Origin of the sequence: Bradyrhizobium sp. BLXBL-01 (assembly GCF_051853025.1) — a bacterium.
GTDB lineage: Bacteria > Pseudomonadota > Alphaproteobacteria > Rhizobiales > Xanthobacteraceae > Bradyrhizobium.
This window is the reverse complement of sequence record NZ_CP182471.1, coordinates 7,823,839-7,848,695: the sequence shown is the minus strand read 5'-3', so window position 1 is coordinate 7,848,695 and position 24,857 is coordinate 7,823,839. Positions and strand designations below refer to the sequence as shown.

General features: G+C 61.9%; 20 protein-coding genes. 14 read left to right on the top strand and 6 right to left on the bottom strand.

What is annotated here, in order from left to right:
• Window positions 1-106: 106 nt before the first annotated feature.
• The 3 genes from ACNJYA_RS36325 to ACNJYA_RS36315 form a co-directional block, all read right to left on the bottom strand.
• The gene (locus tag ACNJYA_RS36325) at window positions 107-1,075 is read right to left on the bottom strand and encodes an ABC transporter substrate-binding protein (RefSeq protein ID WP_439401668.1); all 969 of its coding nucleotides are present in this window, start codon (window positions 1,073-1,075) and stop codon (window positions 107-109) included.
• 302 nt (window positions 1,076-1,377) lie between these two features.
• Window positions 1,378-1,611 carry a hypothetical protein gene (locus tag ACNJYA_RS36320; RefSeq protein WP_172786026.1) on the bottom strand — a complete coding sequence of 78 codons (234 nt, stop codon included), beginning with the start codon at window positions 1,609-1,611 and terminating at the stop codon, window positions 1,378-1,380.
• A gap of 917 nt (window positions 1,612-2,528) precedes the next feature.
• On the bottom strand, window positions 2,529-3,407 hold the full coding sequence (locus tag ACNJYA_RS36315) for a GNAT family N-acetyltransferase (protein WP_439401667.1): 879 nt from the start codon (window positions 3,405-3,407) through the stop codon (window positions 2,529-2,531).
• Between the two features lie 327 nt (window positions 3,408-3,734).
• Here ACNJYA_RS36315 and ACNJYA_RS36310 point away from each other — a divergent pair, with 327 nt between their 5' ends.
• From ACNJYA_RS36310 to ACNJYA_RS36300, 3 genes are all read left to right on the top strand, one after another.
• Complete coding sequence (locus ACNJYA_RS36310) at window positions 3,735-4,658, top strand: 2-hydroxyacid dehydrogenase (RefSeq protein ID WP_212256210.1); 924 nt, start codon at window positions 3,735-3,737, stop codon at window positions 4,656-4,658.
• 13 nt (window positions 4,659-4,671) lie between these two features.
• The gene (locus tag ACNJYA_RS36305; RefSeq protein ID WP_212256212.1) at window positions 4,672-5,028 is read left to right on the top strand and encodes a cupin domain-containing protein; all 357 of its coding nucleotides are present in this window, start codon (window positions 4,672-4,674) and stop codon (window positions 5,026-5,028) included.
• Window positions 5,029-5,224: 196 nt separating this feature from the next.
• Window positions 5,225-6,682: an NAD-dependent succinate-semialdehyde dehydrogenase gene (locus ACNJYA_RS36300; protein WP_212256214.1), complete on the top strand. Its 1,458-nt coding sequence runs from the start codon at window positions 5,225-5,227 to the stop codon at window positions 6,680-6,682.
• Window positions 6,683-6,783: 101 nt separating this feature from the next.
• On the opposite strand, the gene ACNJYA_RS36295 is transcribed toward ACNJYA_RS36300, so the two are convergent.
• Window positions 6,784-7,473, bottom strand: coding sequence for a haloacid dehalogenase type II (locus ACNJYA_RS36295; protein ID WP_212256373.1), 690 nt, complete (start codon window positions 7,471-7,473; stop codon window positions 6,784-6,786).
• A 330-nt stretch (window positions 7,474-7,803) separates the two neighbouring features.
• On the opposite strand from ACNJYA_RS36295, the gene ACNJYA_RS36290 reads away from it, so the two are divergent.
• Window positions 7,804-9,180, top strand: coding sequence for an aspartate aminotransferase family protein (locus ACNJYA_RS36290; protein WP_212256216.1), 1,377 nt, complete (start codon window positions 7,804-7,806; stop codon window positions 9,178-9,180).
• 16 nt (window positions 9,181-9,196) lie between these two features.
• Here the strand turns inward: ACNJYA_RS36290 and ACNJYA_RS36285 are convergent, their stop codons facing one another.
• Complete coding sequence (locus tag ACNJYA_RS36285; RefSeq protein ID WP_027544593.1) at window positions 9,197-9,673, bottom strand: Lrp/AsnC family transcriptional regulator; 477 nt, start codon at window positions 9,671-9,673, stop codon at window positions 9,197-9,199.
• Window positions 9,674-9,786: 113 nt separating this feature from the next.
• Window positions 9,787-11,112, bottom strand: a complete 1,326-nt coding sequence (locus tag ACNJYA_RS36280; protein WP_212256217.1) for an NAD(P)/FAD-dependent oxidoreductase — start codon at window positions 11,110-11,112, stop codon at window positions 9,787-9,789.
• A 644-nt stretch (window positions 11,113-11,756) separates the two neighbouring features.
• On the opposite strand from ACNJYA_RS36280, the gene ACNJYA_RS36275 reads away from it, so the two are divergent.
• From ACNJYA_RS36275 to ACNJYA_RS36230, 10 genes are all read left to right on the top strand, one after another.
• On the top strand, window positions 11,757-13,448 hold the full coding sequence (locus ACNJYA_RS36275; protein WP_439401666.1) for an ABC transporter ATP-binding protein: 1,692 nt from the start codon (window positions 11,757-11,759) through the stop codon (window positions 13,446-13,448).
• Window positions 13,445-15,115: a peptide ABC transporter substrate-binding protein gene (locus ACNJYA_RS36270; protein WP_439401665.1), complete on the top strand. Its 1,671-nt coding sequence runs from the start codon at window positions 13,445-13,447 to the stop codon at window positions 15,113-15,115. Before ACNJYA_RS36275 ends, ACNJYA_RS36270 begins: the two co-directional genes overlap by 4 nt.
• A gap of 59 nt (window positions 15,116-15,174) precedes the next feature.
• Window positions 15,175-16,125, top strand: coding sequence for an ABC transporter permease (locus ACNJYA_RS36265; RefSeq protein ID WP_172786017.1), 951 nt, complete (start codon window positions 15,175-15,177; stop codon window positions 16,123-16,125).
• A gap of 37 nt (window positions 16,126-16,162) precedes the next feature.
• Window positions 16,163-17,041 carry an ABC transporter permease gene (locus tag ACNJYA_RS36260; protein ID WP_172786016.1) on the top strand — a complete coding sequence of 293 codons (879 nt, stop codon included), beginning with the start codon at window positions 16,163-16,165 and terminating at the stop codon, window positions 17,039-17,041.
• 55 nt (window positions 17,042-17,096) lie between these two features.
• Window positions 17,097-18,407, top strand: coding sequence for an NAD(P)/FAD-dependent oxidoreductase (locus ACNJYA_RS36255; RefSeq protein ID WP_172786015.1), 1,311 nt, complete (start codon window positions 17,097-17,099; stop codon window positions 18,405-18,407).
• A gap of 66 nt (window positions 18,408-18,473) precedes the next feature.
• A complete protein-coding gene (gene thrC, locus ACNJYA_RS36250; RefSeq protein ID WP_439401664.1) occupies window positions 18,474-19,892 on the top strand; it encodes a threonine synthase in 1,419 nt (472 codons plus the stop codon).
• Window positions 19,893-19,924: 32 nt separating this feature from the next.
• Window positions 19,925-20,869, top strand: a complete 945-nt coding sequence (locus ACNJYA_RS36245; RefSeq protein WP_439401663.1) for a homoserine kinase — start codon at window positions 19,925-19,927, stop codon at window positions 20,867-20,869.
• A gap of 359 nt (window positions 20,870-21,228) precedes the next feature.
• Entirely contained in the window at window positions 21,229-22,101 is an 873-nt protein-coding gene (locus ACNJYA_RS36240; RefSeq protein WP_212256229.1) for a GNAT family N-acetyltransferase, read from the top strand.
• An 11-nt stretch (window positions 22,102-22,112) separates the two neighbouring features.
• Window positions 22,113-23,306 (top strand): alanine racemase, encoded by a 1,194-nt coding sequence (locus ACNJYA_RS36235; RefSeq protein WP_439403514.1) that lies wholly within the window; start codon window positions 22,113-22,115, stop codon window positions 23,304-23,306.
• A gap of 22 nt (window positions 23,307-23,328) precedes the next feature.
• Window positions 23,329-24,792: an aldehyde dehydrogenase family protein gene (locus tag ACNJYA_RS36230; protein ID WP_439401662.1), complete on the top strand. Its 1,464-nt coding sequence runs from the start codon at window positions 23,329-23,331 to the stop codon at window positions 24,790-24,792.
• The last annotated feature ends 65 nt before the right edge of the window (window positions 24,793-24,857 follow it).

Sequence of the window (24,857 nt, the reverse complement as noted above, 5' to 3'; positions counted from 1 at the left end):
CTCATAATCCGCGCTGGACTTGGGGTGCGTATGACGTCCGCTCTGCCTCCGGCACCGCCCCATTGCGGCATCTCACCAGATGTCCGAGTCGGGACAACAGGCGACATCATTCGATCACCTCGTCAGCTTGGGCGAGCAAGGTGGGCGGCACTGTAAGGCCAAGGGCGTTCGCAGTCTTGCTATTGATGACAAGCTCGAACGTGGTTGGTTGCTCGACGGGAAGATCGGCAGGCTTGGCGCCCTTCAAGATTTTGTCCACGTAGGTGGCGGCGCGTCGGAACAAGACGACGAAGCTCGCACCGAACGACATTAAGCCTCCATCCTTCGGAAACTCGCGAAGTCCGTACACGGCCGGAAGTCGGTGAGCGGCAGCGAGAGCAATGATGCGGGGTCTATGCACAATAGTCAGAACGTCATCGAAGACGATGAGAGCTTGGGCGTTGCCTCCTGTGGCAGCGGCGAACGCCGCATCAAAATCCTCCGGCCGTCCCACTTCGAGAGGTTGTAGCGATACGCCCAGAGTGCGTGCCGCCACCTCAGCGGTCCGCCAGAAGGTGGCGTGGATAGAGACTGTCGAGTTCTTCATCACAGCGATCCGCGCAAGGCCTGGCGTCATCTCCTTCAGGAGTTGCAGACGCCTTGCGATCATTGCCTCATTGAAATAGCTCAGCCCCGTCACGTTTCCTCCGGGTCGCGCCAAATTTTCCACGAGCCCAAGTCCAACCGGATCGGCCGCCACCATAACGATGGGGATTGTGTGAGTAGCGTTCTTGGCCGCTATGGCAGCTACGCTGTTGCCCGCCACCAGCACATCCAATTTGAGACCGATAAGCTCGGTCACCAGGCCGGGGAGCCGCTCGGCACGTCCCTCGGCCCAGCGCACCTCCAGCGCGATAAATCGACCCTCGACGTACCCTAGTTCGGTAAGCCGCTGCCTGAATGCCGCGAAGATATGTCCCATCGTGGCCTCATCGGCGCCGGCAATGTACCCGACCCGCCGAACCCTTGCCGGCTCCTGCGCGCCCACCGCGACAGGCCATGCCGTAGTGGCCGTTGCACGGCCCAGGAGTGCCATGAATTCTCGTCGCCGCATGCTCTCCCCCGTCGACAACAAGCAAATCCTAACACGTCCTCTTGCCGATCAGACAGTGGGCTTGAGGCTGGCGGGCTATTCGATGACTTCGTCGGTAAGGGCAAGCAGCGTCGGCGGAATTGCAACGCCGAGCGCGTTTGCAGCCTTCAGATTTATCGCGATCTGATCCTTGGTGTGAAATTCGACGGGCAAATCTGCAGGAAAAGCCGCCGATCACGCTCAAGCCGGGGGACTTCCGCTTTCTCTTCGGAGCTGACGGTCATGAGTACACACCCTAGCCCGGCTTACGAAAGATCGACTCGCGGCGGCGGATATCGCCGCGCCAGGACCGATAGCGACAGCGGCCGTTCGTCTTCCGGCAGCTCCAGATAGGCCAGCACGAGTGGCCGCTTCCAATCGCCGACGCCGAAATCCATCGCCGTCCATTTCTGCGGCTCGGGCCCTTCGAGCCCCCGGACCCAGACGAAGTAGCGGGGGAGGTCGTCGGCGTCGGTGCCTCTCGTGCGTGTTCTGGCCATCGAAGCTGTCCGCTGCGTCAAATCGTTTCCGCAGGATATAGGGATTGGCGCGGGGAAGTCGAATGGCCCCGGTCGCGTAATCCTCCTCGTCATTGCGAGCGCAGCGAAGCAATCCAGAGTGTCGCCGCGGAGGCATTCCTGGATTGCTTCGCTGCGCTCGCAATGACGATGTGGAGACAGGCGGGCCAAGAAGACGCTCCTGGGCCCGGCCGATAATTCCCGCCAGGAGCACCTTCTGACCGCCTGTCGCATTGTCCTAAGATATTCTGCTTGACCGAAATTCGGAAATATCGTATATGCGTCGGCATCCTGGCCCAAGGATAAGGGGCGTTTCGCGACCGTCACGATACGCGGGCCGGGTGGCGGTGGACGTGGAGTTCATCGGCGCGCCAGCAATTGCAGGGCGGGTTTGGCCCGTGAGCGGTTGAGCAGCGCGCACACGACCGGTGCGTTCCGCGTACGGCAAAAGCGTGTCGTCCTGACGCCCGGGGTCTGTGCGTCAAGGCTTGCGGTGGTGAGGCGGCCCGACCGGGTGCGCGCATCAGTCATCCGCAAGGCGACGGGGGCAATAGTGCATCGCTCCCCGGGGAGAGCGCGCCATAAGCCGTCAAACCACTGCGCAGGGAAGGCCGGGATGTCCAGGCTGCCCTGTATGCCGCTGTGCATCCGTCTTCGCGCAATCTGCGCACAGCGGACCGCGGGTGCCAGCCGGCGCCCGGTCTTCCCTGCGCCCTTTCCGATGAAGGGGCGTCGAGAGCAGCGCAAAACTCGGGTGTGATGCGCCGCGAGACTGGAGAGGTGTGTCTTGAGTAGTTCGAGTTTGCTGAAAATGCGTCAACGGCTGGCAAGCACAGAATCCCCGTCGGACGTGGGAATAGGTCCGTCGCCTCAGCCCTTCTCGTCCCATGCTCACAGCTTCAGCTCAGGGCGTGACCGGCCAATCCGTAGACCCACGGCTCGTTTTCCTTTCGGTTCAGGAATCGCCGTCCCTTGGACATGGTTGTGACCGTGTCGTTCATCCCGAGGCGGCTCTGTTGAAGAAAGTCCGCAAACAGACCGGTCTGCTCCCGCGTATCCACGCGGGCGAACCTTCCGGCGAGATCCTTGAGATGCACGGCCGCAAGATGGATCGCGTCAGAATCATTGCTGGCAACGATCGGGCCAATCACATGACCGCGCCCGAATTCGCGCTTCATGGAATAACCGACGGTCGCACCGCCACGGCGCAGGACGCAGATTGACGCACCTTCAGAAAGCAATGCAAGCAACTTCTGACGGCTGGCTCCAAACGCGCGTTCGTCCAGTGCCGCGATCTCTCCGATGTTCGCCGTGGACAGCGAGCTCAATTCGCCCTCCAGGGTCGGCACCGGCGGAGTTGGTGAGGCGACCTCACCTTGCCACTGATACACGGTGGCTTCCTTCGTGAACCCCAGCGACAGATAGAGGTGATAGGCGGCGTGGGTTGAGTTGAGGGTCAAATTCCGGTCGCGACACCGCTCGAAAACCTGCTCCATGAGCCAGCGGCCAGTCCCCTGAGCCTGGGTCCGAGGCGATGTGATCACCAGGCCAATGGTCGCGAATTCGCGGTCACATGGGAACCACATCGCGCTGCCGAAGACGCGTCCAATACCATCGACGGCTACGATGCCCTGACCTGCGCGGCGCAAGAAATCCCAATCCTTGGGTCGATGCGGCCAGCCAACGCCGGTCGAGAGGGCGTGGAGCAGCGTCACATCAACGTCGTTGATGTCCTTCGCGGCCAGCTCAAAGGACTTCACGCGTACCGTTCGTCCCATCTCGACTCGTCCGTTTCTTCGCGGGGTGCCAATCGGCCGCACATCGCGCCTTTTCTCTTCCGCAACAATAGGGTAGCGGCGTATTTCGCCGCACTATTGCACGAAAAGCCAGCAGGTTTCCCCTGTTTGGGCTTTCTTTTCGAAATCTTCGGCCTGTATTGCAACGTAATTCGGCAGGGAAAGCTCCGGCGTGCAGCTACCCTCTCGGTGTTCGGCAAGAAACTGTGCCGGCAGAGCGGATCGCCGGGAATCCCCAAGAAAGTCTTGCAAGGCTAATCGCTCTTCCTGGCGTCGTCGACATGCCGAGCGAGGCGGAGGCGTGCATCGATGGCATTTCTTTTCAATTCTGATGCTGCCAGGGGGGCAGTCTTCCGCAAGGCCTTTGCGTGCGAGCTGCCTGACCTGGAATTTTACCATTGCAGCGAATCCATCGACCCGGAAAAGATACGGTACCTGCTGACCTGGAACGTGCCCGACGATGTCTCGCGTTTTTGTAATCTGGAGGTGCTTTTTTCCATCGGGGCTGGCGTTGACCAGTTCAAGCCGGAAACCATACCCGAGCAGGTGAAGCTCGTGCGCATGGTCGAGGATGGCATCATACGCATGATGCAGGAATACGTCGTCCTTGGTGTGCTGACGCTCCATCGCGAGATGCTTGCGTATCAGGAGCAGCAGAGACGGGGCCTATGGCAAGCGCTTGCAACGTCCCAGGCTACCGATCGGCGTATTGGCTTCCTCGGCCTTGGCATGCTTGCGCAAGCTTCGATCGACCGCCTGAAGCCGTTCCAGTTTCCACTCGCCGCGTGGAGCCGCAGCGAAAAAACTGTCGAGGGAGTCGCTTGCTTCCATGGCGACGACCAGCTTGGCGACTTCCTGCGAGGAACGGATATCCTCGTCTGTCTTCTTCCCCTGACGGAGCAAACGAGCGGCATCCTGAACGCAAGGCTTTTCTCGCTTTTGCCAGTCGGAGCGAGGCTGCTGCATGTCGGCCGCGGCCCGCAGCTTGACCAGGGCGCGCTCATCGAGGCACTGGACAGCGGGCATTTGGCAGCAGCGATGCTCGACGTCACCGATCCCGAGCCGCTGCCGGAAAATCATCCACTTTGGTGCCATCCGAAGGTGATCATCACGCCGCATATCGCGTCGGTGACGCAACCGCACACGGCGGCACAATCCGTCATAGAGAACATCCGGCGCTACCGCGCCGGACGAAATCCGATCGGCCTCGTCGATCGAACACTCGGCTACTAACAGGAAAGGCGCCATGTCACTTCTAGTCACCATCGACACCAATCCGGACTTCACACCAAAGAACGCATTGCCTGCCCCGGAGCGGCTCATTTCGGGCAATCCATCGTTCAAGACCTGGGCACAGGACGCCTCGAAAGGCGAGAAGGTGCTGACCGGCGTCTGGGAAGCGACGCCGGGCGAGACCCATTCCATCAAGGGCACCACCTTCGAGTTCTGCCACATTCTCTCGGGCCTGATCGAAATCGAGGAAAAGGGTGGTGAGATCAGAAGATACCGTGCCGGCGACAGCTTTGTCATGAAGCCTGGCTTTGTTGGGATCTGGCGCACGATCGAGACCGTGCGAAAGATCTACGTCTGCCATTACGACTGAGGCGATGCTGAGGGCGGCCGTTGGAATATTCAACTTTCAAGCCAGCATCTGACGAGATTCAGCGCGGCCAGGCACTTCATGATCAATGAAAAATGCGGCGTGCGGGCATGTACTGCTCGCATGAGAGGGCTTCGTCCCGTCACTCGCAAATCCAGGCAGTGACGGCGGAGTCGGGCACGAAGCAAGGAGCAAGGCGATGATTGCATTGAAGGACAAGGATCTGTTTCGCCAGCAAGCGCTGATCGGCGGCACTTGGCGGGATGCGAGCACGAAAGCCTGCGTTGATGTCATCGATCCTGCCAGCCAGAAAGTGCTTGGCACCATCCCCGATATGGGCCGAATTGAGACCAGGGCAGCAATCGAGGCGGCGGCCGCTGCGTTCAAGCAGTGGAAGACCAAGGCTCATGCGGAGCGTGCTGCGCTGCTGGAGCGTTGGTACGAGCTCATGCGACGCCATGAGCAGGATTTGGCTCTTCTGCTCACGCTGGAACAGGGCAAGCCGCTTGCTGAATCGCTCGGAGAGATCCGTTACGGGGCATCCTTCGTCAAATGGTTTGCGGAAGAGGCCCGCCGCATCAACGGATCGACAATCCCGGCGCCCACCGTTGATCGCCGCATTCTGGTGCTGAAAGAACCGGTCGGCGTCTGCGGGATCATCACGCCCTGGAATTTCCCCAACGCGATGATCACGCGCAAGGTGGCACCAGCGCTTGCCGCGGGCTGCACAGTCGTCATCAAGCCATCCGAGTTTACGCCTTTTTCAGCTCTCGCCATCGCTGTTCTGGCTGAACGGGCCGGAATTCCAGCGGGCGTGATCAACATCGTGACGGGCATGCCGACGGAAATCGGCGCGGAGCTGATGGCCAACGAAACCGTCCGCAAGATCTCGTTTACCGGATCGACCCGCGTCGGTGCCTTGTTGATGAAGGGTGCTGCTGACAACATCAAGCGGCTGAGCCTCGAGCTCGGTGGCAACGCGCCGTTCATCGTCTTCGACGATGCCGATATCGACCTAGCGGTCGAGGGGGCAATTGCGTCAAAATTCCGCAATGGCGGGCAGACGTGCGTCTGCTGCAATCGCATTCTCGTTCAATCCGGCATTTACGACGCCTTCGCCCAGAAGCTTGCCAGCCAGGTCGCAAGAATGAAGGTCGGTCCCGGCACGGAAGACGACGTTGCGATTGGGCCGATGATCAATGGCGCGGCAATCGAGAAGATCAAGCGGCACGTCACGGACGCCCTGAACAAGGGCGCAAAGCTCATCGCGGAGAGTGAGTCGGTGCCGGAAGGGCGGCAATATGCCCGCCCTGTCGTGCTCGGCGGGGCGACCACGGAGATGCTCCTCGCTTCAGAGGAGACCTTCGGGCCGGTCGCGCCGCTGTTCCGGTTCGAGACCGAGGACGAGGCGATTGCGATCGCCAACGGCACGCCGTTCGGCCTTGCCGCCTATTTCTACACTGAAAACCTCAAGCGCTCTTGGCGTGTTGCCGAGGCGCTCGAGTTCGGCATGGTCGGCCTGAACACCGGCCTGATCTCGACCGAGGTGGCGCCTTTCGGCGGTGTCAAACAGTCGGGCCTCGGACGCGAGGGATCCCAGCTCGGGATCGAAGAATATCTCGAGACCAAGGCGCTTCATGTCGGCGGACTAGACTGAGCGGCCCTTCAGATCGATATCCGAAACAAGAAAAGGGGGCGGTCGAACCGCCCCCTTTTTCCGTCACAACGCAAGTCGTGAAAGGCCGAAAAGAACTGCGCTCACGCGCTCTTGCGAAGAGGCTCCAAGCCGACGGCCGCGGCAAGCCCTCCGATGTCAGCGACCTCGGTGTATTCATAGAAGGGGTTCGCGGGCTCGTGACCGCGGTTCACCCAGACCTTGCTCTTGATGCCCAAGTCATAGGCCGTCATCAGGTCGTAGCGGAAGGAGGAGGAGACGTGGGTGATGTCCTCCGGGCCGCAGCCCAGCTTGTCCAGCATATACTCGAAGCCCTTCATATGCGGCTTGTAGGCGCCGGTCTCCTCCGCGGTGATGACCATGTGGAACGGAGCGCCGAGCTTCTCCACGTTCGACATGATGAGGTTCTTCATGGAGTTCGACAGGATGACCAGCGGAATCTCCCTGGCAACTTTGGCCAGACCCGCCGGGACGTCGGGATGTGGACCCCATGAGTGGATCTCTTCATTGATGCGCTGGGCATCCTCCGGCCGAAATACGATACCGTTGCGCTTGCAAGCGCGCTCTACCGAATTATGCACGACCTCGAAGTACGGCTTCCATGCGCCAAGAACCTCGTCCAGGCGATAGGCAGCGAAATCCTTGATGAAACTTGCCATCGTCGTGGCAGAAAGTTGAGAGCCATAGACTCTCCTTGCCGCGCCGGCCATGTCGAAATTGGTCAGCGTGCCGTAGCAGTCGAAGGTGATGTACTTGGGTCTAAACGTTGCCATGGCTCGATCCTTTTCGGTCCTCACGCACCGTGTTCCGGTACGACAGGGATCATAGCGGGCAGGCGGCCGGATAAAGCACCGCTGTCGCGGCGACCGGGAGCAGATTGTGTCGTATCGGATCGGCGCTGTGGCAGAGAGTTGTGTGAAAAGGTGCCTCCGACTTGTGCCTTGCGCGGCCCGATGCCCGCATAAGATGCGGCGCCGGTCGTCAATGATAGTCAAAATGCCCTTCGTCCATGGTCAGCCCGGGAGCAACTGCTGTCCTGGGCGTCTTACGTTGAGCTCCATCGTGGTGGCCGCACAAGCAGTGCGGTTGAGCTGGAGGGCGACATGTTGAGCAACTCGCTGATTGAACTCGATCGCGCGCATCTGATTCACCCGGTCTCATCGTTTCGCAGCCACGAGGCGACGGGCGTCCGCGTGCTGAAGTCAGGGAAGGGCGCGACACTGACCGATGTCTCGGGCCGTCAATTGCTGGACGGCTTCGCCGGCCTGTGGTGTGTCAATGCCGGTTACGGACAGGACAGCATCGTCGAAGCGGCTTTGAGGCAGCTGCGCGAACTGCCTTATGCGACGGGTTATTTCGGGTTGGGCTCCGACCCGGCCATCCGGCTGGCCGCAAGGCTGGCTGAACTGGCGCCTGGCGATCTGAACCATGTCTATTTCACCTTGGGCGGCTCCGATGCCGTCGACAGCACGATCCGCTTCATCCGGTACTATTATCATGCCGAGGGGAGGCCGCAGAAGGATCAGTTCATTTCCGTCGAGTCCGGCTACCACGGATCGTCGACGGCAGGGGCCGGCTTGACCGCGCTGCCGGCCTTTCATGCAGGCTTCGGGGTGCCATACGACTGGCAGCACAAGATCCCATCGCACTACGCCTATCGCAATCCCGTTGGTTCGCATCCCCAGGCGATCATTGCGGCATCGGTCGCGGCCCTGCGGGCCAAGATCGCCGAGCTCGGCGCCGAACGCGTCGCGGCCTTCTATGTCGAGCCGGTACAGGGGTCCGGAGGCGTCCTCGTTCCGCCGCCGTCCTGGCTGAAGGCCATGCACGCTGTTTGCAAGGAGTACGACATTCTGTTCGTTGCCGATGAGGTCATCACCGGCTTTGGCCGTGTCGGTCCGCTGTTCGCCTGTGAAGAGGATGACGTCGTGCCGGATCTCATGACCACGGCAAAAGGCCTGACTTCGGGCTATGTGCCGATGGGGGCCGTTCTGATGTCGGACCGCGTCTACGACACCATTGCAGACGGCGCCGGCAAGGCGGCCGTCGGCCACGGCTACACCTATTCCGCACATCCTGTCAGTGCTGCCGTCGGGCTCGCGTGCCTGGACCTTTACGAAAACGGCCTGCTGGAAAACGGCCGGAAGGCCGGGCACCGCCTGATGCAAGGCCTTCGCGCGTTGTCCGATCATCCGCTCGTCGGCGATGTCCGCGGTCGCGGCATGCTGGCGGCAATCGAGCTCGTCACTGACAAGGAGCGCAAGACGCCGCTGCCGGCGGAAGCCGATCCAGCGCGCCGTATTTTCGACCGCGCATGGGACAACGGCCTCGTGATCCGCGCCTTTGCCCAGGGCGTGCTGGGCTACGCGCCGCCGCTCTGCTGCACGGAGGCGGACATCGACGGCATCATCGAGCGGACGAGGACCACGCTGGACCAGACGCTCGAAGACAAGGACGTCCGCGCGGCCATGAAAGGATAAGGACCGAGCCTGTCCTTTAGCCGTTGAATATGCTTTCGAGAGGCAGATGGGATTTCACGATCGGGGACTTCAGCACGACAAAACTGAAATATTTGTCGATGCCGATATCCATCTCGACCAGGCGCTCCATCACCGCCTGGTATTCGCTGATCCCCGCCGTGATGAACTTGACGAGATAGTCGTACCCGCCGGAAACGAGATGGCATTCGACGACGGAATCGATCTTTTCAATGGTCGTGAGAAAGCGCGCGAAATCGATCTGCCGGTGATTCTTCAGGGTGATTTCCGCGAACACAGTCAGAGTTTGTCCGAGCTTGGCAACATCGATCTGGGCCGAATAGCCGGTGATGAAGCCCTCCGTCTGGAGTCTCTTGACCCGCATCAGGCACGGGCTTGGGGAAAGATTGATCAGCTCGGCGAGCTCGACGTTGGAAATCCGCCCGTTCTTCTGCAGTTCGCATAAAATCCTGATGTCGATCTTATCGAGCTTCATAGCAATGCCATCAGATGGGGCCGATAACGGCGTGAGGGCTTTGAGATTTCAGCGTCATATGCATTGTCATAGCATCAACCAGCACCTTTTCCCACCGAGGCAGAAGCTGCAATTCAGAACTCGCTGACCTTGCCCCAGGCGCTCATTTTCAGCCGCTCCGGCCTGTAGGGGCGCGGGTCGACGATCGGCGGACTGCCCGTGATGATGTCGGCGATCATATGCCCCGCGCCTGGGCCAATTCCAAAACCGTGGCCGCTGAATCCCGCCGCAAGGATGAACCCTGGAATGGACTCAACTTCACCGATTGCGGGAATGCCGTCCGGCGTGCTGTCGATGTAGCCGGCCCAGACGTTTGAGATTTCGACGCGCTGGAGTTCCGGCACGAGCTCACAGGCTCGTCGATGCGTCAGCCGAATCTGCCTCATGTCAGGGCGAGGATCGAGCGTCCGGTTCAGCTCCATCGGGGTCACCGCGTCGAGCCGCCACTTCGCCAGAGATTCATGACGCTGCCTCAAGCCTTCAAAGGCCCCAGGGCCGAGACTTCGCCACCGGCGGGCGAACATGGGCAGGAATTCGCGGCTGAACCTGAACTGCTGCGGCGTCGGATCGACTCGCGCGCGCCCGCTGATTGCCAACGTGTATCCGCCGTTGCCGCGTCGCGTCGCCGATACGAGCCCGGCGTACAAGGCGTCAGGCAGGCCGGCTGGGCCCGGGGCCAGGGACAGAATGGAAGAGCGTACGGATGCCTGTGGGAAGCGAATGCCGAGCTGGTTGCAAAACGACGAAGCCCATGCACCGCCTGCCATGACAGCCGTCTTCGTCCGGATCGTGCCCGCCTCGGTCACCACTGCACTGACCCGGCCGGCAGTGAGCTCCAAACCGCGCGCCGCGCATTGCTGGTGCACCGTGCCGCCCGACGCCATGATTGCGCGCGCGGCAATGGGCACGGCCCTTGACGTGTCTGCCGTCCCGTCTGTCGGCGAGAAGACGCCGCCCTTCCACTTGCGACCGGTCGCCCTGCCTCGCTCGTTCGCTTCTTCCGCACTCAGCATGTGCGTCGTGACCCCGACGGTCCTGGCGAAGTCGCGCCACTTTGCCCAGCCGGCCAGCTCATTCTCGTCGTTCGACAAGTACAACAGGCCGCAACGGCGAAAACCGGCATCTTCACCGGTCTCTTGGGCAACTCGCTCCCAGAGATCCAGGCTCTTGGTGGCAAGCGGTAACTCGCGCGCATCGCGGTTCTGTTGGCGGCACCATCCCCAGTTGCGACTGGACTGCTCGGCGGCGACGCGGCCCTTTTCAAGCAAAGCAACCTTGAGGCCGCGACGAGCGAGATAGTAGCTCGTGAACACGCCCACGACGCCGCCGCCGATGACCACGACGTCTGCCTCACGAGGTAGGGATGGACTGGATTCGATATGCAGGAGCGGCGCGCTCATCGGACCAAGGATCTCCGGTGGTTGCCGTAGCGTAACCGAGGAATTGCCGCAGCCCCCGCGGACTTTCGTCGTGAGACCGAATATCCTGCGGTTTACCGTCTTTGACACAGGCAATTGTTGCGAAAATAACTTTGCTTGCACCGCACTTGCAGGCGGCGAGACCGACGCTCGCGCTCCCGCAATCCATTGCGCGCCTTCCCGGCAGGGGCCACGGCGACTTGGCGGCGCAGACTGAAATGCCAAATCGGACTTCGTTTTCAGAAGTTCCTGCTGCTTCGATGCCGGCTTTCGGCGACTCCGGGGTGATCGACATCGTCAAGATCGGCAGAACCAACCGATCGATGGTCGAAGTTCAAAGAGGCAACTTGCATGAGCCTTGTCCAGGAGCAGGCCTTCGCGGAAGGGATCAAGCCATGAAGGAGCTTCGCTTCGATCGAGGTAGCCGAACGGGTCGGCGCGGCGCTCTGAGCAACGGCTCTTGCTTCTTGCGCGAAGAGGCCTGAACCATGTCGCAGCCTCCAATGAAGGAATGGCAAGTTGAGCGGCGAATTATTGACCTGTCCAAGGAGCGCGGAGACGCAAGGAGCCGAAGGCGCCGGCCGCAGCAAGATGACGGCACTGGCTTGAAAAAGGAGGATGCTCTCATGGCCTCTGGCATCCAGGTGGCAAGCCCCGTCGATGTCGCGCTGTCGGTGCGCGAGCTGACCGTGAGTCTGCCGGAAGGAATGGAGCGGGCATACGCCGTCGAGAACATCTCATTCGATCTGAAACGCGGACAGATTCTCTGTATCATCGGGGAATCCGGATCGGGCAAGTCGGTCACCGCGAATGCGATCATGGGGCTTCTACCGAAAGCGATCCGGGTCTCCTCGGGTGCGATCCACCTGGACGGGATGAACATCGTAGGTCTCTCGCCCAACAAGCTCCGCAGCCTGCGCGGCCGCATCGTTTCAATGATCTTTCAAGACCCTCTCTCGGCGCTCAACCCGCTGATGACCGTGGGCGCGCAGATCGAGGAGGTGATGGCTGCGCACGACGTTGGAACACCGGCCTCCCGTCGCAGCAGGGCAATTGACCTGTTGATTGAAGTGGGTCTGCCAGATCCGCAGCTCATGTATCACCAGTATCCATTCCGGCTTTCAGGCGGACAGCGGCAGCGCGTGATGATCGCCATGGCTCTGGCTCTCGAGCCCGCGATCCTGATTGCAGACGAGCCGACCACCGCCCTGGACGTGACGACCCAGGCGCAGATCCTCAAATTGATCCGCGACATTCAACGCCGCAAGGGGATGAGCGTCATGTTCATCACTCATGACTTCGGTGTCGTGGCTGAGATCGCCGATTACGTTGTGGTGATGGAGAAAGGCCATTGCGTGGAGCAGGGCAGTGCCGAGCAGGTGCTGAAGTCGCCCAGCCACCTCTATACGCGCCGCCTGATCGCAGCCGTCCCGCACCTGACCGGCAAAAACCGTGTGCCCTTGGAAGCTGCTGAGCCAGTGGCCATTCTCAAGGTCGAGTGCCTCGCAAAGACCTATCGCAGCGGCAGCGCGCTTTTCCGCACGCAGCGCATCGTGCCTGCGGTCAATGGGGTCAGCTTCGACCTCACGTCGGGCCGCACGCTCGGCGTCGTGGGGGAGAGCGGTTCGGGCAAGTCGTCGCTCGGTCGGCTGCTGATCAAGCTCATGGCGTGCGACAGCGGCTCGATTCTGTTCGAAGGGCGCGACATCGCTGCGCTTTCCGAGGCCGAGTTTCGATCGCTGCGGCCCAGGATCCAGATGATCTTCCAGGACCCATTTGCCTCGCTGAATCCGCGATCGACTGTCGGACATATTCTCACGGTCGGGCCCGTCGCGCATGGGGTGCCATACAGCGAGGCTGCCGAGCGGGCGCGGGAGCTTCTGTCCCATGTCGGCCTCGATTCAGGAGCCTTCGACCGCTATCCGCACGAGTTCTCCGGCGGGCAGCGCCAGCGCATCGGTATCGCGCGGGCGCTGATGTTCAAGCCGAAGCTGCTGATTGCCGACGAAGCCGTCTCCGCGCTCGACGTATCGATCCAGGCCCAGATCTTGAAGCTGCTGGATCAGATTCAGCGCGAGACGGGCGTCTCGATGATCTTCATCACCCATGATCTGCGCGTCGCAAGCCAGATCTGCGATGAAATCGCCGTCATGCATCGAGGACAGATCATTGAGCGCGGACCGCCGTCCCAGATCTTCCTCGACCCGAAATCCAGCTACACCCGAGAACTGGTGGCCGCGATCCCCGGCGAGCAGCCCGGGAACATGCCCCAGGATGAAAGCCGCGTCGGACACCACAGGCAAGGAGAGACGTTATGACCAAGCGTTCTGCGACGACATCGAACTACTCGCGGCGCGATGCCCTGCGCATGGTGGCGATTGGTGGAGCTGCCGGCCTCTTCGCGCCCAATCTCTTGGGCAAGTCGGCCTTCGCGCGTACTTCTTCGGCAAAGCCAACCGGCCGCGTCATCGTCGGACTTGGACAGGAGCCGACCGTTTTCAATCCGCTGATGGCCCACATTGAAGTCGACGATGGCGTGCATTTCTCGGTTTTCGACGCGCTTTTCCGCATCGATCCCCAAGGTGTCATTCAGCCCAACCTCGCCCAGGAAGTGCCGAACCAGAAGAACGGCGGCATTTCGGAAGACGGTCTCAAATGGCGCATTCGTTTGCGTGACGATGTCCGCTGGCACGACGGCAAGCCTTTCAGCGCCGAGGACGTGAAGTTCACGCTCGAACTGATCACGAACCCCAACTTCCGGGCTTGGCGCACGTCCGGTCACACTCTCGTGCGCGACATTACGGTGGTCTCGCCCACGGAGATCTCGTGGCGAATGGAAGAAGCCTTTGCGCCGTATCTGTCGTTCCTCACCGAAACCTTCATCGTGCCCAAGCACATCCTGGAGAAAGAGGCCAATCCGAACAACGCGGCCTTCAACCAGGCGCCGGTCGGCACCGGCGCGTTCAAGTGGGGGAAGCGGGTTGCTGGTGATCATCTCGAGCTCGTGGCCAACACCGAATACTTCGGTGAAGGCCCCCATATCGAGCGGCTGGTCTTCAAATACATTCCCGATCTCACCGTCCTCTACACCCAGTTCAAGAGCGGCGACATCGATCTCGTCGGTCAGCCCTACATCACTCCCGATCACTATGGTGAAGCCAAGACGCTGCCGAACCGCGTGGTGACGCTGGTCCCAAGGGCCTCGTTCGAGTCCTTCTACCTGAACCTCGAGCGCCCGCAGTTCAAGGAACTTGCGGTCCGCGAGGCGCTTTATGCGGCGATCGACAAGGAGGCGATCATCCAGGGGCTCTACTACGGCGTGCCCACTCCGACGGAGACCTTCATGCCGCGGCAGTCCCTCTACTTCAACGCCAATCTGCCGCTGCACCAGTTCGACCTGAATCGCGCGCGCAAGATCCTCGATCAGGCCGGCTGGGCCCCGGGACGGGACGGCATCCGGACCAAGAACGGTGTTCGTCTGTCCTTCACCAATTCGACCACCTCCGGCGATCCGCTGCGCGAGCAGGTGCAGCAGTTCCTGCAGCAGACCTTTGCGCAGCTGGGCGTCGAGATGAAGATATCGAACCTGCCCGCCGCCGTGATGTGGGGCGAGTTCTGGATGCAATCGCAGTTCGATTCCGTGATCGTCGGTAGCTCGTATCTGATCGGCGCCGATCCCGATGTCACCAATCGCCTGCACTCGCGCTCGATCGGAGCCAAGGGCGGCCGCGGCTCGAACAATGCGCAGTTCGCAAATCCGGAAGTCGACGCCCTGCTCGACAAGGGCGCGCGCACCTTCGATCCTGAGGCCCGGCGCGCGATCTACTCTCGCGTCCAGGAACTCGTTCGTCGCGACCTGCCGTTCCTTCCGTTGTACCAGAGCAATGCGGTCGAAGGGCTCAAGAAAGGCATCAACGGCTTCGTGCCGAACGGAAATACGCGCACGGAATCCTGGAATGCGCTGGCCTGGTACTGGGCGAGCTGATGTCTTGCCGCCGAACCTGCAAGCCGGCGGCAGCGCTGTCACGCTAACGGAGGGCTCGAATGTCCGCCTTTCTGCTCAATCGTCTCTCGCAGAGCGTCGTGCTGCTGGTGATCGTCTCGATCATCGGCTTCACGGTCCTCAACCTCATGCCTGGCGGTCCTCTCGCGCAATTCGGGCTCGATCCCGGCATGACCCAGAAGGACGTCGAGCGCCTCGCAGCGCAGCTTGGGCTGAACCGGCCCCTGTGGCTTCAGTATCTCGACTGGGCCTGGCGACTGATCCGGGGCGACTGGGGACACTCCTTCCGCGATGGCTCTGCGGTGCTGGCGGTGATCGGCCGACATCTGTCGGCGACGCTGCTGCTGATGGGCACGTCCACTGTATTGGCGATCGCGGCCGGCACCTGGATCGGCATCCGCGGTGCTACCCACCGCTACTCCCTGTTCGACTATTGCGCGACGGTGGGTGCCATGGTGGCACTTTCGGTCCCGACGTTCTGGTTCGGCCTCATCGGCATCTACATCTTTACGCTGAAGCTCGGGTGGGTTCCTGCGGGCAACATGTACACGATCGGCGACGGCTCGGTGCTGGATTATCTGCACCATCTGATCCTGCCCAGCCTGGTGCTGTCGCTGGTTCATGTCGCGATCTGGAGCCGCTACATGCGCACGGCAACGCTCGAAGCGCTGAGTCAGGATTTCGTCAAGACCGCCCGCGCCAAGGGCGTGAGCGAACGACGCATCCTGCTGAAGCACGTCGTCGGCAATGCGCTGTTGCCGATGATCACGCTGGCCGGGATGCAATTGCCCAGCATTCTGACCGGCGCATTGGTGACCGAGACTGTCTTCACCTGGCCGGGAATGGGTCGGCTGTTTCTCGATAGTCTCGGTTACAGCGACTATCCCGTCGTGATGGGGCTGCTGATATTCTCGGCCATCCTGGTCGTGTTGGGCAACCTGATCGCAGACATCGTCATCGCCACCGTCGACCCGCGCATTCGCCTGGGCTGAGCCCGCCGGCTCACCCTGTTACCAGGAGGCAGCAGATATGACCGCCATCGTCGTGCACGCAGCTCCTACTCGCTGGTGGCACAGCCGTGCGGTGGCGCGCTTCATGCGCCATCATCTGGCACTCGTCGGGATCGCGATGATCACCCTGCTTGTGCTGGCGTGCGCCATTGGCCCTTATGCCTTACCTTACGACACGCTCCAGATCGATTTGCGCGCCCGCTTTGCGCCACCTCTCACTGGTCACCACTATTTCGGCACCGACCCTTTGGGTCGTGACTTGGCCGCACGGCTGTTGATGGCCGGGCGCGTCTCGCTGCTGGTGGGATTCTCCGCGATGCTGCTATCGACGCTGATCGGCACCCTGGTCGGCGTGACCGCAGGCTATCGCGGCGGCTGGGTCGGGGCTGCGCTGATGCGCACGGTGGACGGCTTTCTTTCCTATCCCTCGATCTTCCTCGTGCTGGCGCTGGCCGCAATGCTGCGGCCGAGCCCGGTGATGATCACCGTCATCATAGCGGCCACGAGCTGGATGGAGACCGCCAGAATCGTCGAAGCCGAGGTCCGCTCGCTGCGCGAGCGCGAGTTTGTCCAGGCTGCACGCATGGTGGGACTGAGCCGAAGGCACATCATGTTCCGCGAGGTCCTGCCCAATGCCATCGGCCCGATCATCGTCGCCGCAAGCCTGGCGGTCGCCCGTGCGATTCTTCTGGAAGCCTATATCAGCTTTCTCGGCTACGGCATCCAGCCGCCGCTGCCGAGCTGGGGCAACATGCTCAACGGCGCCCAGCAATATCTGGCGAGCGCTCCATGGCTCGCCATCATTCCCGGCGCCGCGATTACGATCGCGGTGACGAGCTTCAACTTCATCGGCGATGGCTTGCGAGATGCCCTCGACGTTCGAAACGACCATATCTGATCAGCGCGAGCCAAGGCTCGGCTGAACACGACAAGACTTTAGAAAAGCAAACGCCATGCATGCGCCCAGAGTAGACGAGAAGGCGACGCCATACTGGTGGGAAGCCGCCCCGCTGAAGCCGCTGCCTCCGCAACCCTTGCCCACGAAGCTCGACGTGCTGATTGTGGGCGCGGGCTACGCCGGGCTGTCGGCTGGTTTGGTGCTCGCGCGCGAGGGGCGCTCGGTTGCAGCCTTTGATGCAATGGATCCGGGCGAAGGAGCCTCGACGCGCAACGGCGGAATCACCAGCGGATCCATTCGTCCGGATTACGCGGCGCTCACGCGACGGTTCGGTGAAGAGAAGGCGCTGGCGATCGAGGCGGAAGGCAAGGCCGCACGCGAGTTCCTGTACGATTTCATCAAGACGGAAGGCCTCGCCTGCGACTTCCAGCCGGTGGGGCAATTCAAGGGCGCCTTCGGCTATGAGCAATACGAAGCCATGGCGCGCACTGCTGAGAGGCTGGCGAACAAGCTGAAGATCGAGGCTTATGCGGTTCCCTATGCCGAGCAGCGCAAGTACATCGGCACGGATGTCTATCGCGGCGGCACGGTTCGGATGGATATCGGCGGGCTGCACCCGGCCAAATTCCACGCCGAGCTGCTGCGTGTCGCGCTGGCTTCGGGATTGGCGGTCCACGCGCGGACGCCGGTGATTTCGATCGAAAGAGATGGTGCCGAATTCCGCGTCGTCACCGCGGCGGGCACGGTGACGGCGCGTCAGGTGCTGGTTTGTACCAACGGCTACACCGATGGTGCCGTGCCCTTCCTGCGCCGCAGATTGGTCCCGGTCCGCAGCCGGATCATTGCAACCGAGGAGCTCGCGCCCGACGTCATGGCGCGGCTGATGCCGAAACGGATGATGATCATCGAAAATCGGGAGGTCGGCTTCTATTACCGACCTTCGCCGGACGGCAAACGCATTCTGCTCGGTGGCCGCGACAGCTCCCGCGTCGGCGATCCAATCGCTCCGAAGCTGCTGCTCCGCAAGGGCCTGGTCAATCTGTTTCCGGAACTGGAGAGCGTTCGCCTCTCGCACAGCTGGTTCGGCAACGTGGCGATGAACCGCGACATGATCCCTCGCATCTTCGAGAAGGACGGCATCGTCTATGCCACCGGCTTTTGCGGCTCGGGCGTGGTTTGGGCCCCATGGATCGGTATGCATGCAGCCCACAAGCTCATGAGGCATGAGGAGCGGGCACGCACGGCTTTCGACTTCCGCCCTCCGGCCTTCATCCCGTTCTATCGTGGGGATCCGTGGTTCATGCCGGCCTTCATCCAGAGCTATCGCATGCGGGACCGGATCGCGTTGTGGCGCGCCAGCCGCTGATGAACGTCCGCAGCTTACCACCCGACCTCTCAATTCCGGGCGATCGCGCCTCTCGAAAGAAGATCGATGCACTACATTTCGACGCGTGGCCATTCAGGCCGCAAGCAGTTCTGCGAGGTACTGCTTGAGGGTCTCGCTCAGGATGGCGGGCTGTACGTACCTGAGAGCTACCCGCGCGTAGATCGCGCGACGCTCGATGCGTGGCGTAGCTTGCCGTACCGAAGTCTGGCGTGGGAAGTTCTATCACTTTATGTCAGCGATATTCCCCCGGCCGACCTGAAGGCAATTTGCGAAAAGACCTACACGCCGGCGATCTTCGGAAAGCCTGATATCGCGCCGCTGCGGAAGCTGGAGAGGGGGCTTTACCTCCAGGAATTGTCGAACGGTCCGACGCTGGCGTTCAAGGACATGGCCATGCAGCTGCTCGGCAATCTGCTCGAGTACGAATTGGCGCGACGGCATCAGGAATTGAACATTCTGGGCGCGACCAGTGGCGACACCGGCAGCGCCGCAGAATACGCGATGCGCGGCAAGAAAGGGGTGCGGGTGTTCATGCTGTCGCCCCGCGGGCGGATGAGCGCCTTTCAGCAAGCTCAGATGTTCAGCCTCCAGGACCACAACATCCATAACATCGCGATCGATGGCGTCTTCGACGATTGCCAGGACATCGTCAAGCGCGTGTCCGGCGATCTCGAGTTCAAACGGCGATACAAGCTCGGTGCGGTCAATTCGATCAACTGGGCGAGACTGCTTGCTCAGGTCGTCTACTACTTTTCCGGCTACCTGCAGGCGTCCGACCACGCGTCGGCAGGCATAAGCTTTACCGTGCCTTCAGGCAATTTCGGAAACATCTGCGCCGGCCATGTTGCGCGGATGATGGGGCTTCCGATCTGCCGCCTCGTCGTTGCGACCAACGAGAACGACGTGCTCGACGAATTTCTCCGCACCGGCGTGTATCGCGTTCGGAGCCGGGCTGATACGCTCGAAACGTCGAGCCCCTCGATGGACATTTCCAAGGCATCGAATCTCGAGCGTTTCGTCTTTGACTTGGTCGGTCGCGACGCCGCTCGGACTAAGGCGCTGTTTGATGGTCAGCTCGGGGAGCGGGGCGGGTTCGACCTGAGTGGAGATCCCCGTTTCGCGGAGGCGGCCGCCAGTTTCGGCTTTCGAAGCGGCAAGAGCAGCCATGCCGACCGGTTGGCGACGATCCGAGACACCTGGGAGCGCTACCACACCGTGATCGACCCACACACGGCGGATGGTGTCACAGTCGCGCGCGCGCACACCTCACCCCGGGAGGCAATGATCGTGCTCGAAACTGCACTGCCAATCAAATTCGCTGCGACGATCAAGGAAGCGTTGGGCCGCGAGCCGGATCTTCCGGACCGGTTCAAGGGCCTGGAAGAACTGCCGAGGCGCGTCAAAGTCCTTCCGCCGGACGCACAGGCAGTCAAGAACTACATCGCCGAAATTGCGACCAGCTGAGCGGCCGCTTGGGATCGAGGACTGCTTCAACCATGGCCGTGTTTACGGAATTGTCATTCCACGAGGTGACGTCGTTCTTCCGAGCGCTGGGACTCGCCGCGCCTCGTTCCCTTCGTGGGATCACCGGCGGAATTGAGAACACGAACTACTTCGTCGACACGGATGACGAGGCCTATGTGCTCACCTTGTTCGAGCGCCTTACATCCGAGCATCTGCCGTTCTACCTGTACTTTATGAAGCATCTTGCGGTACGAGGCATGCCCGTCCCGGATCCGGTTGCTGACGCACGGGGCGTGATCCTTCACATGCTGAAAGAGCGGCCCGCGGTGGTCGTCAACAGGCTTCCTGGTGCAAGCGAAACAGAGCCCACGGCGGCCCATTGCCGTTCGGTCGGCGAGTTCCTGGCGCGTTTGCACGTGGCCGGGAGCGAGTACCAACGACAGCAGGCCAATCCGCGGGGCCTTCAATGGTGGAATGAGGTTGCGCCGGTGCTCGGCGGCCGCCTCCCTGCCGGACCGCGCTCGCTGCTCTCGACTGAATTGGTCTTTCAGAACGAGCTCGCTTTATCCTCCAGCTACAGGCAACTCCCCACGGGGCCGATCCACGCCGATCTGTTTCGCGACAACGTGTTGTTCGAGAGGGGGCGCCTGTCCGGCGTCATCGATTTCTATTTCGCCGGGTGCGACACGTTTCTGTTCGATATAGCAGTGTGTCTCAACGACTGGTGCGTCGATGGCCTCACCCGCCGCGCCAATGTCGAGCGAGCCGCCGCTTTCCTGGATGCTTATGAGAGCGTTCGGCCGCTGACTTCCTCCGAACACAAGCTGCTTCCTGCGATGCAGCGCGCTGCGGCATTCCGGTTTTGGCTGTCGCGTCTCTGGGATGTGCACCTGCCTCGGCAGGCTGCGCTCCTTAAACCACATGATCCCGGCGACTTCGAGCGCATCTTGCTCATGCTCCGGGGAGAGTTCGCGTGATCATGATCGTCCAATTTGCGGCAGCAAGGGTGGGGGTACGATGGCGCCAACCCTAGAAGGCCGAACTCGCGAGCTTCTTTCGCGGGTCCAGGCGGAGGGCCTCTATAAGCATGAGCGGATGATCACTGGCGCGCAAGCGGGCCGGATCCGTGTCGTTTCGCAGTCTTCCGAGCGGGACAGCAGATTGATCCTGCTGCCGCATCATCAATGAAATTCTATGCCGAACTTTGCGGCAGTCCGCTGCGTAATGCTGTCGGACCCAAGTTACGCTGCGAACTGCGCGGGGATCATGAGATGGCCTCGCGCTGTCTGGCGCTGGCGATTAGGCCTGCAACCCGAGCAAGAGACGTCGACCGATCATGACAGCCGCATTTTACCCAGCCGGGCAGCGCGACAACGAAGACGTGGCCCTGCTTCCTTTCTCCAGAGCGCATCTGGAAGGCGCCCTGAAGCTCTCGCAGGAGATGTCCTGGCCCTACCGCATTGAGGATTGGGACGTTGCGCTGCAGCTGGGTCATGGGTTTGTTCTGCAGCGCGAGGGGACGGTGATCGGAACCGCGGCGTGGTGGCCATACGGCGAGACTCACGCGTCCGCCGGCATGATCATCGTCGCGAAGGCCGCTCAGGGCCGCGGCTATGGGGCGCGGCTGATGGATGCGTTGCTGGCGTCCGCGCGCCCACGGACCATCGCGTTGAATTCGACGGCCGAAGGCATCACGCTTTATCGCCGCCGCGGTTTTCTGCCGACCGGGATCATCCATCAGCATCAGGGAATTCCACGCCAAAGCCACGAGACGCCGCGATCGGGCCTCCTCAGACCGATGGCCGCATCGGAGTTCGAGGCGATCGCGCGGCTCGACCGCACTGCTACCGGGTTGGAGCGGCGGCAGTTGCTGAATCGGCTGTTCGATAGTGGTGACGGTTATGTCCTGCTGCGTGACGGCATACTTTGCGGCTACGCCATCTCTCGGCTCTTCGGCCGAGGGTATGTCATCGGTCCCGTGGTGGCCGAGAGCCCGACCGATGCACGCGCGCTGATCGAGTTCGCGATCGCGCGGCTCGGGCCTGTCTTCGTCCGGATCGATACTCCGGCCTCCTCGCAGCTCGGGGAATGGCTCGAAAGCATCGGCCTGCAGCAGGTTAGTGATGCCACCACCATGGTGCTGGGGACGCCGGCTGCATGGACTGGACCGGCCCGCATGTTCGGGCTCGCCAACCAGTCATTCGGCTAAGGGATATCGGGATGCTACACGTGGAGATAGACAGGACGGATGTCCCGAACGCCGGGCCGGGCGAGACGGCCGCAACGATTGGTGCGCTGGCAACACCGGCGCTCCTGCTCGACAAGGACCGGCTGGACCGCAATCTGGCGCGCCTGTCCTCTCGTATGGCCCGGCAAGGCGTCGTGCTGCGTCCCCATATGAAGACGGCGAAATCCATTGACGTCGCCCAACGCGTCTATCCATCGGGGGCGGGACCAATCACTGTCTCGACCTTGGCGGAGGCGGAGTACTTCGCGCAGCATGGATTCCGGGACATCACCTATGCCGTGGGTCTGGCGCCCCACACAGCTGGAAGAGCGATGCGTCTGCGCAAAGCAGGCATCGACCTCAAGGTGCTGCTCGATTCGCCGGAGCAGGCGATCATCCTCGGCGCGGCCGCTCGTGCCGCCGGCGTAGCGCCGTCTGCTTTCATCGAAATCGATTGCGACGGTCACCGTGGCGGGCTGACCGCTGAGGATCCCAAGCTCATCGCCGTCGCGGCCGCCGTGGTCAAGGCCGGCGTCGACCTCGTAGGCATTCTCACCCATGCCGGCGAATCCTACGGCCTCAGCACGCCCGCGGCCCTTGTCGCGGCTGCGGAAAACGAGAGGGCCGTGGCCGTCGCTGCGGCGGAGAGGTTGCGCGCGGCGGGGCATGAGTGCCCGGTCGTCAGCGTCGGCTCGACGCCGACCGCCCATTTTGCCGAAGACCTGACCGGCGTCACGGAAATGCGAGCCGGCGTCTACATGTTCTTTGATCTGGTCATGCACGGTGTAGGTGTCTGCACGACCGACGACATCGCGATCTCGGTGCTTGCTACCGTGATCGGCAAGAAGCCCGAGAAGGGCTGGATCCTGGTCGATGCCGGGTGGATGGCGCTGTCGCGCGATCGCGGCACCGCGGCGCAGCGGGTCGACCAGGGCTACGGTCTGGTCTGCGATGTGGCCGGCAAGATCTATCCCGACCTGAACGTTTCGCAAGCGAGCCAGGAGCACGGCATCCTCGCCATCAAGTCGGGGTCGGCGCAGGCTTTGCCCAATCTTCCGATCGGCGCGAAGGTCCGCATCCTGCCCAATCATGCCTGTGCGACGGCGTCGCAACACGAGTTGTACAACGCCGTCTCCGCCGGCAGCGACGCGATCGCAGCGCGATGGCCGCGGATGCGCGGCTGGTAGGTTGTCGAAAGGATCGCTTCCAATGACCTCTCCTCTTCGACACCTGACGGAAGCCGGCTTCCTCGGAAAATTCTACATCGACGGAGGATGGCGGAAGCCGGTCGGATCAGTCGTGGCAGCAGCAACCGTCGTCAATCCGGCGACGGAGCAGCCGATCGCTGACGTCGCGCTCGGCGATGACGATGATGTGGACTGCGCCATAGGAGCTGCCAGACGAGCCTTCGCAGGCTGGTCCATGACGCCGCCTGCTGACCGAGCGGTGCTGCTCGACCGGATTCACGGTTTGCTGCTCCAGCGGCTGGAGTTGTTCGCGCAGGCGCTCACGTGCGAGATGGGAGCTGCCATCACCTATGCGCGTCGAGCCCAGGTGCCGCTGGCTGCCGAACATATTCGTGTCGCTCGCGACAATCTCGCGAATTATCAGTTCATCGCCGCGCGCGGCAGCACGGCGATCATGCGCGAGGCGATCGGTGTCTGCGGTCTCATCACCCCCTGGAACTGGCCTCTCTACCAGATCACAGCCAAGGTCGGTCCCGCGCTCGCAGCCGGTTGCACGGTGGTGTTGAAGCCGAGCGAATTATCGCCGCTGAGCGCCTTGCTATTCGCTGAGGTGATGGACGATGCCGGCTGTCCGCCCGGCGTCTTCAACCTCGTCAATGGAACAGGTCCGATCGTGGGCGCTCGTCTGGCGTCGCATCCCCAGGTCGACATGATCTCGATCACCGGCTCGACCCGGGCCGGCATTCTCGTCGCGCAGGCCGCGGCGCCCACCGTCAAGCGCGTTGCCCAGGAGCTCGGCGGCAAGTCGCCGAACATTATTTTGCCGGACGCCGATCTCGGTCGTGCCGTTCCGCTCGGCGTCGGTGCCGCCTTCCGCAATCTCGGCCAATCCTGCAGCGCGCCGACGCGCATGCTTGTGTCCCGCTCACAGCTGGAGGAGGTCGAGATCCTGGCGGCGGCGGCCGCTTCTGAATTGGTGGTCGGCGATCCCCTTGCGGAAAGCACGACCCATGGCCCGATTGCCAACCGGCCGCAGTTCGAGCGCGTGCAGACCATGATTGGTGTCGGCCTGGATGAAGGCGCCAAGCTCGTCATCGGCGGGCGAGGTCGGCCCGACGACCTTCAGATTGGTTTCTATGCGCGGCCGACCATCTTCTCGAACGTCCGTCGCGACATGAGGATCGCGCAGGAGGAGATCTTCGGCCCGGTGCTGTCGATCATTCCCTACGATACCGTGGACGAAGCGATCGCGATCGCCAATGACACCGTCTACGGACTCGGCGCCCATGTGCAGGGCACCGATATGGAGACGGTGCGGGCCGTCGCCAGGCGGATTCAGTCGGGTCAAGTGCATCTCAACCATCCCGACTGGGACCCCAACGCACCTTTTGGCGGCTACAAGCGCTCCGGCAACGGACGCGAATACGGCCGTGAGGGCATGGAGGAGTATTTGGAGACCAAGGCCGTCCTCGGATTTTACCGATGAAGGCCAGCGATCTACTGGAGCAATCGATGCAGATCGGGGAATTTCCGAGGGCCACAAGCGCGATC

Excerpts from the sequence above, each read along its gene's own strand:
- ACNJYA_RS36300 (WP_212256214.1), top strand. The coding sequence starts at position 5,225 with ATGATTGCATTGAAGGACAAGGATCTGTTTCGCCAGCAAGCGCTGATC.
- ACNJYA_RS36280 (WP_212256217.1), bottom strand. The coding sequence starts at position 11,112 with ATGAGCGCGCCGCTCCTGCATATCGAATCCAGTCCATCCCTACCTCGT.
- ACNJYA_RS36240 (WP_212256229.1), top strand. The coding sequence starts at position 21,229 with ATGACAGCCGCATTTTACCCAGCCGGGCAGCGCGACAACGAAGACGTG.
- ACNJYA_RS36310 (WP_212256210.1), top strand. The coding sequence starts at position 3,735 with ATGGCATTTCTTTTCAATTCTGATGCTGCCAGGGGGGCAGTCTTCCGC.
- ACNJYA_RS36305 (WP_212256212.1), top strand. The coding sequence starts at position 4,672 with ATGTCACTTCTAGTCACCATCGACACCAATCCGGACTTCACACCAAAG.
- ACNJYA_RS36265 (WP_172786017.1), top strand. The coding sequence starts at position 15,175 with ATGTCCGCCTTTCTGCTCAATCGTCTCTCGCAGAGCGTCGTGCTGCTG.
- ACNJYA_RS36245 (WP_439401663.1), top strand. The coding sequence starts at position 19,925 with ATGGCCGTGTTTACGGAATTGTCATTCCACGAGGTGACGTCGTTCTTC.
- thrC (WP_439401664.1), top strand. The coding sequence starts at position 18,474 with ATGCACTACATTTCGACGCGTGGCCATTCAGGCCGCAAGCAGTTCTGC.
- ACNJYA_RS36275 (WP_439401666.1), top strand. The coding sequence starts at position 11,757 with ATGGCCTCTGGCATCCAGGTGGCAAGCCCCGTCGATGTCGCGCTGTCG.
- ACNJYA_RS36320 (WP_172786026.1), bottom strand. The coding sequence starts at position 1,611 with ATGGCCAGAACACGCACGAGAGGCACCGACGCCGACGACCTCCCCCGC.
- ACNJYA_RS36255 (WP_172786015.1), top strand. The coding sequence starts at position 17,097 with ATGCATGCGCCCAGAGTAGACGAGAAGGCGACGCCATACTGGTGGGAA.
- ACNJYA_RS36230 (WP_439401662.1), top strand. The coding sequence starts at position 23,329 with ATGACCTCTCCTCTTCGACACCTGACGGAAGCCGGCTTCCTCGGAAAA.
- ACNJYA_RS36235 (WP_439403514.1), top strand. The coding sequence starts at position 22,113 with ATGCTACACGTGGAGATAGACAGGACGGATGTCCCGAACGCCGGGCCG.
- ACNJYA_RS36260 (WP_172786016.1), top strand. The coding sequence starts at position 16,163 with ATGACCGCCATCGTCGTGCACGCAGCTCCTACTCGCTGGTGGCACAGC.
- ACNJYA_RS36315 (WP_439401667.1), bottom strand. The coding sequence starts at position 3,407 with ATGGGACGAACGGTACGCGTGAAGTCCTTTGAGCTGGCCGCGAAGGAC.
- ACNJYA_RS36270 (WP_439401665.1), top strand. The coding sequence starts at position 13,445 with ATGACCAAGCGTTCTGCGACGACATCGAACTACTCGCGGCGCGATGCC.
- ACNJYA_RS36285 (WP_027544593.1), bottom strand. The coding sequence starts at position 9,673 with ATGAAGCTCGATAAGATCGACATCAGGATTTTATGCGAACTGCAGAAG.
- ACNJYA_RS36290 (WP_212256216.1), top strand. The coding sequence starts at position 7,804 with ATGTTGAGCAACTCGCTGATTGAACTCGATCGCGCGCATCTGATTCAC.
- ACNJYA_RS36295 (WP_212256373.1), bottom strand. The coding sequence starts at position 7,473 with ATGGCAACGTTTAGACCCAAGTACATCACCTTCGACTGCTACGGCACG.
- ACNJYA_RS36325 (WP_439401668.1), bottom strand. The coding sequence starts at position 1,075 with ATGGCACTCCTGGGCCGTGCAACGGCCACTACGGCATGGCCTGTCGCG.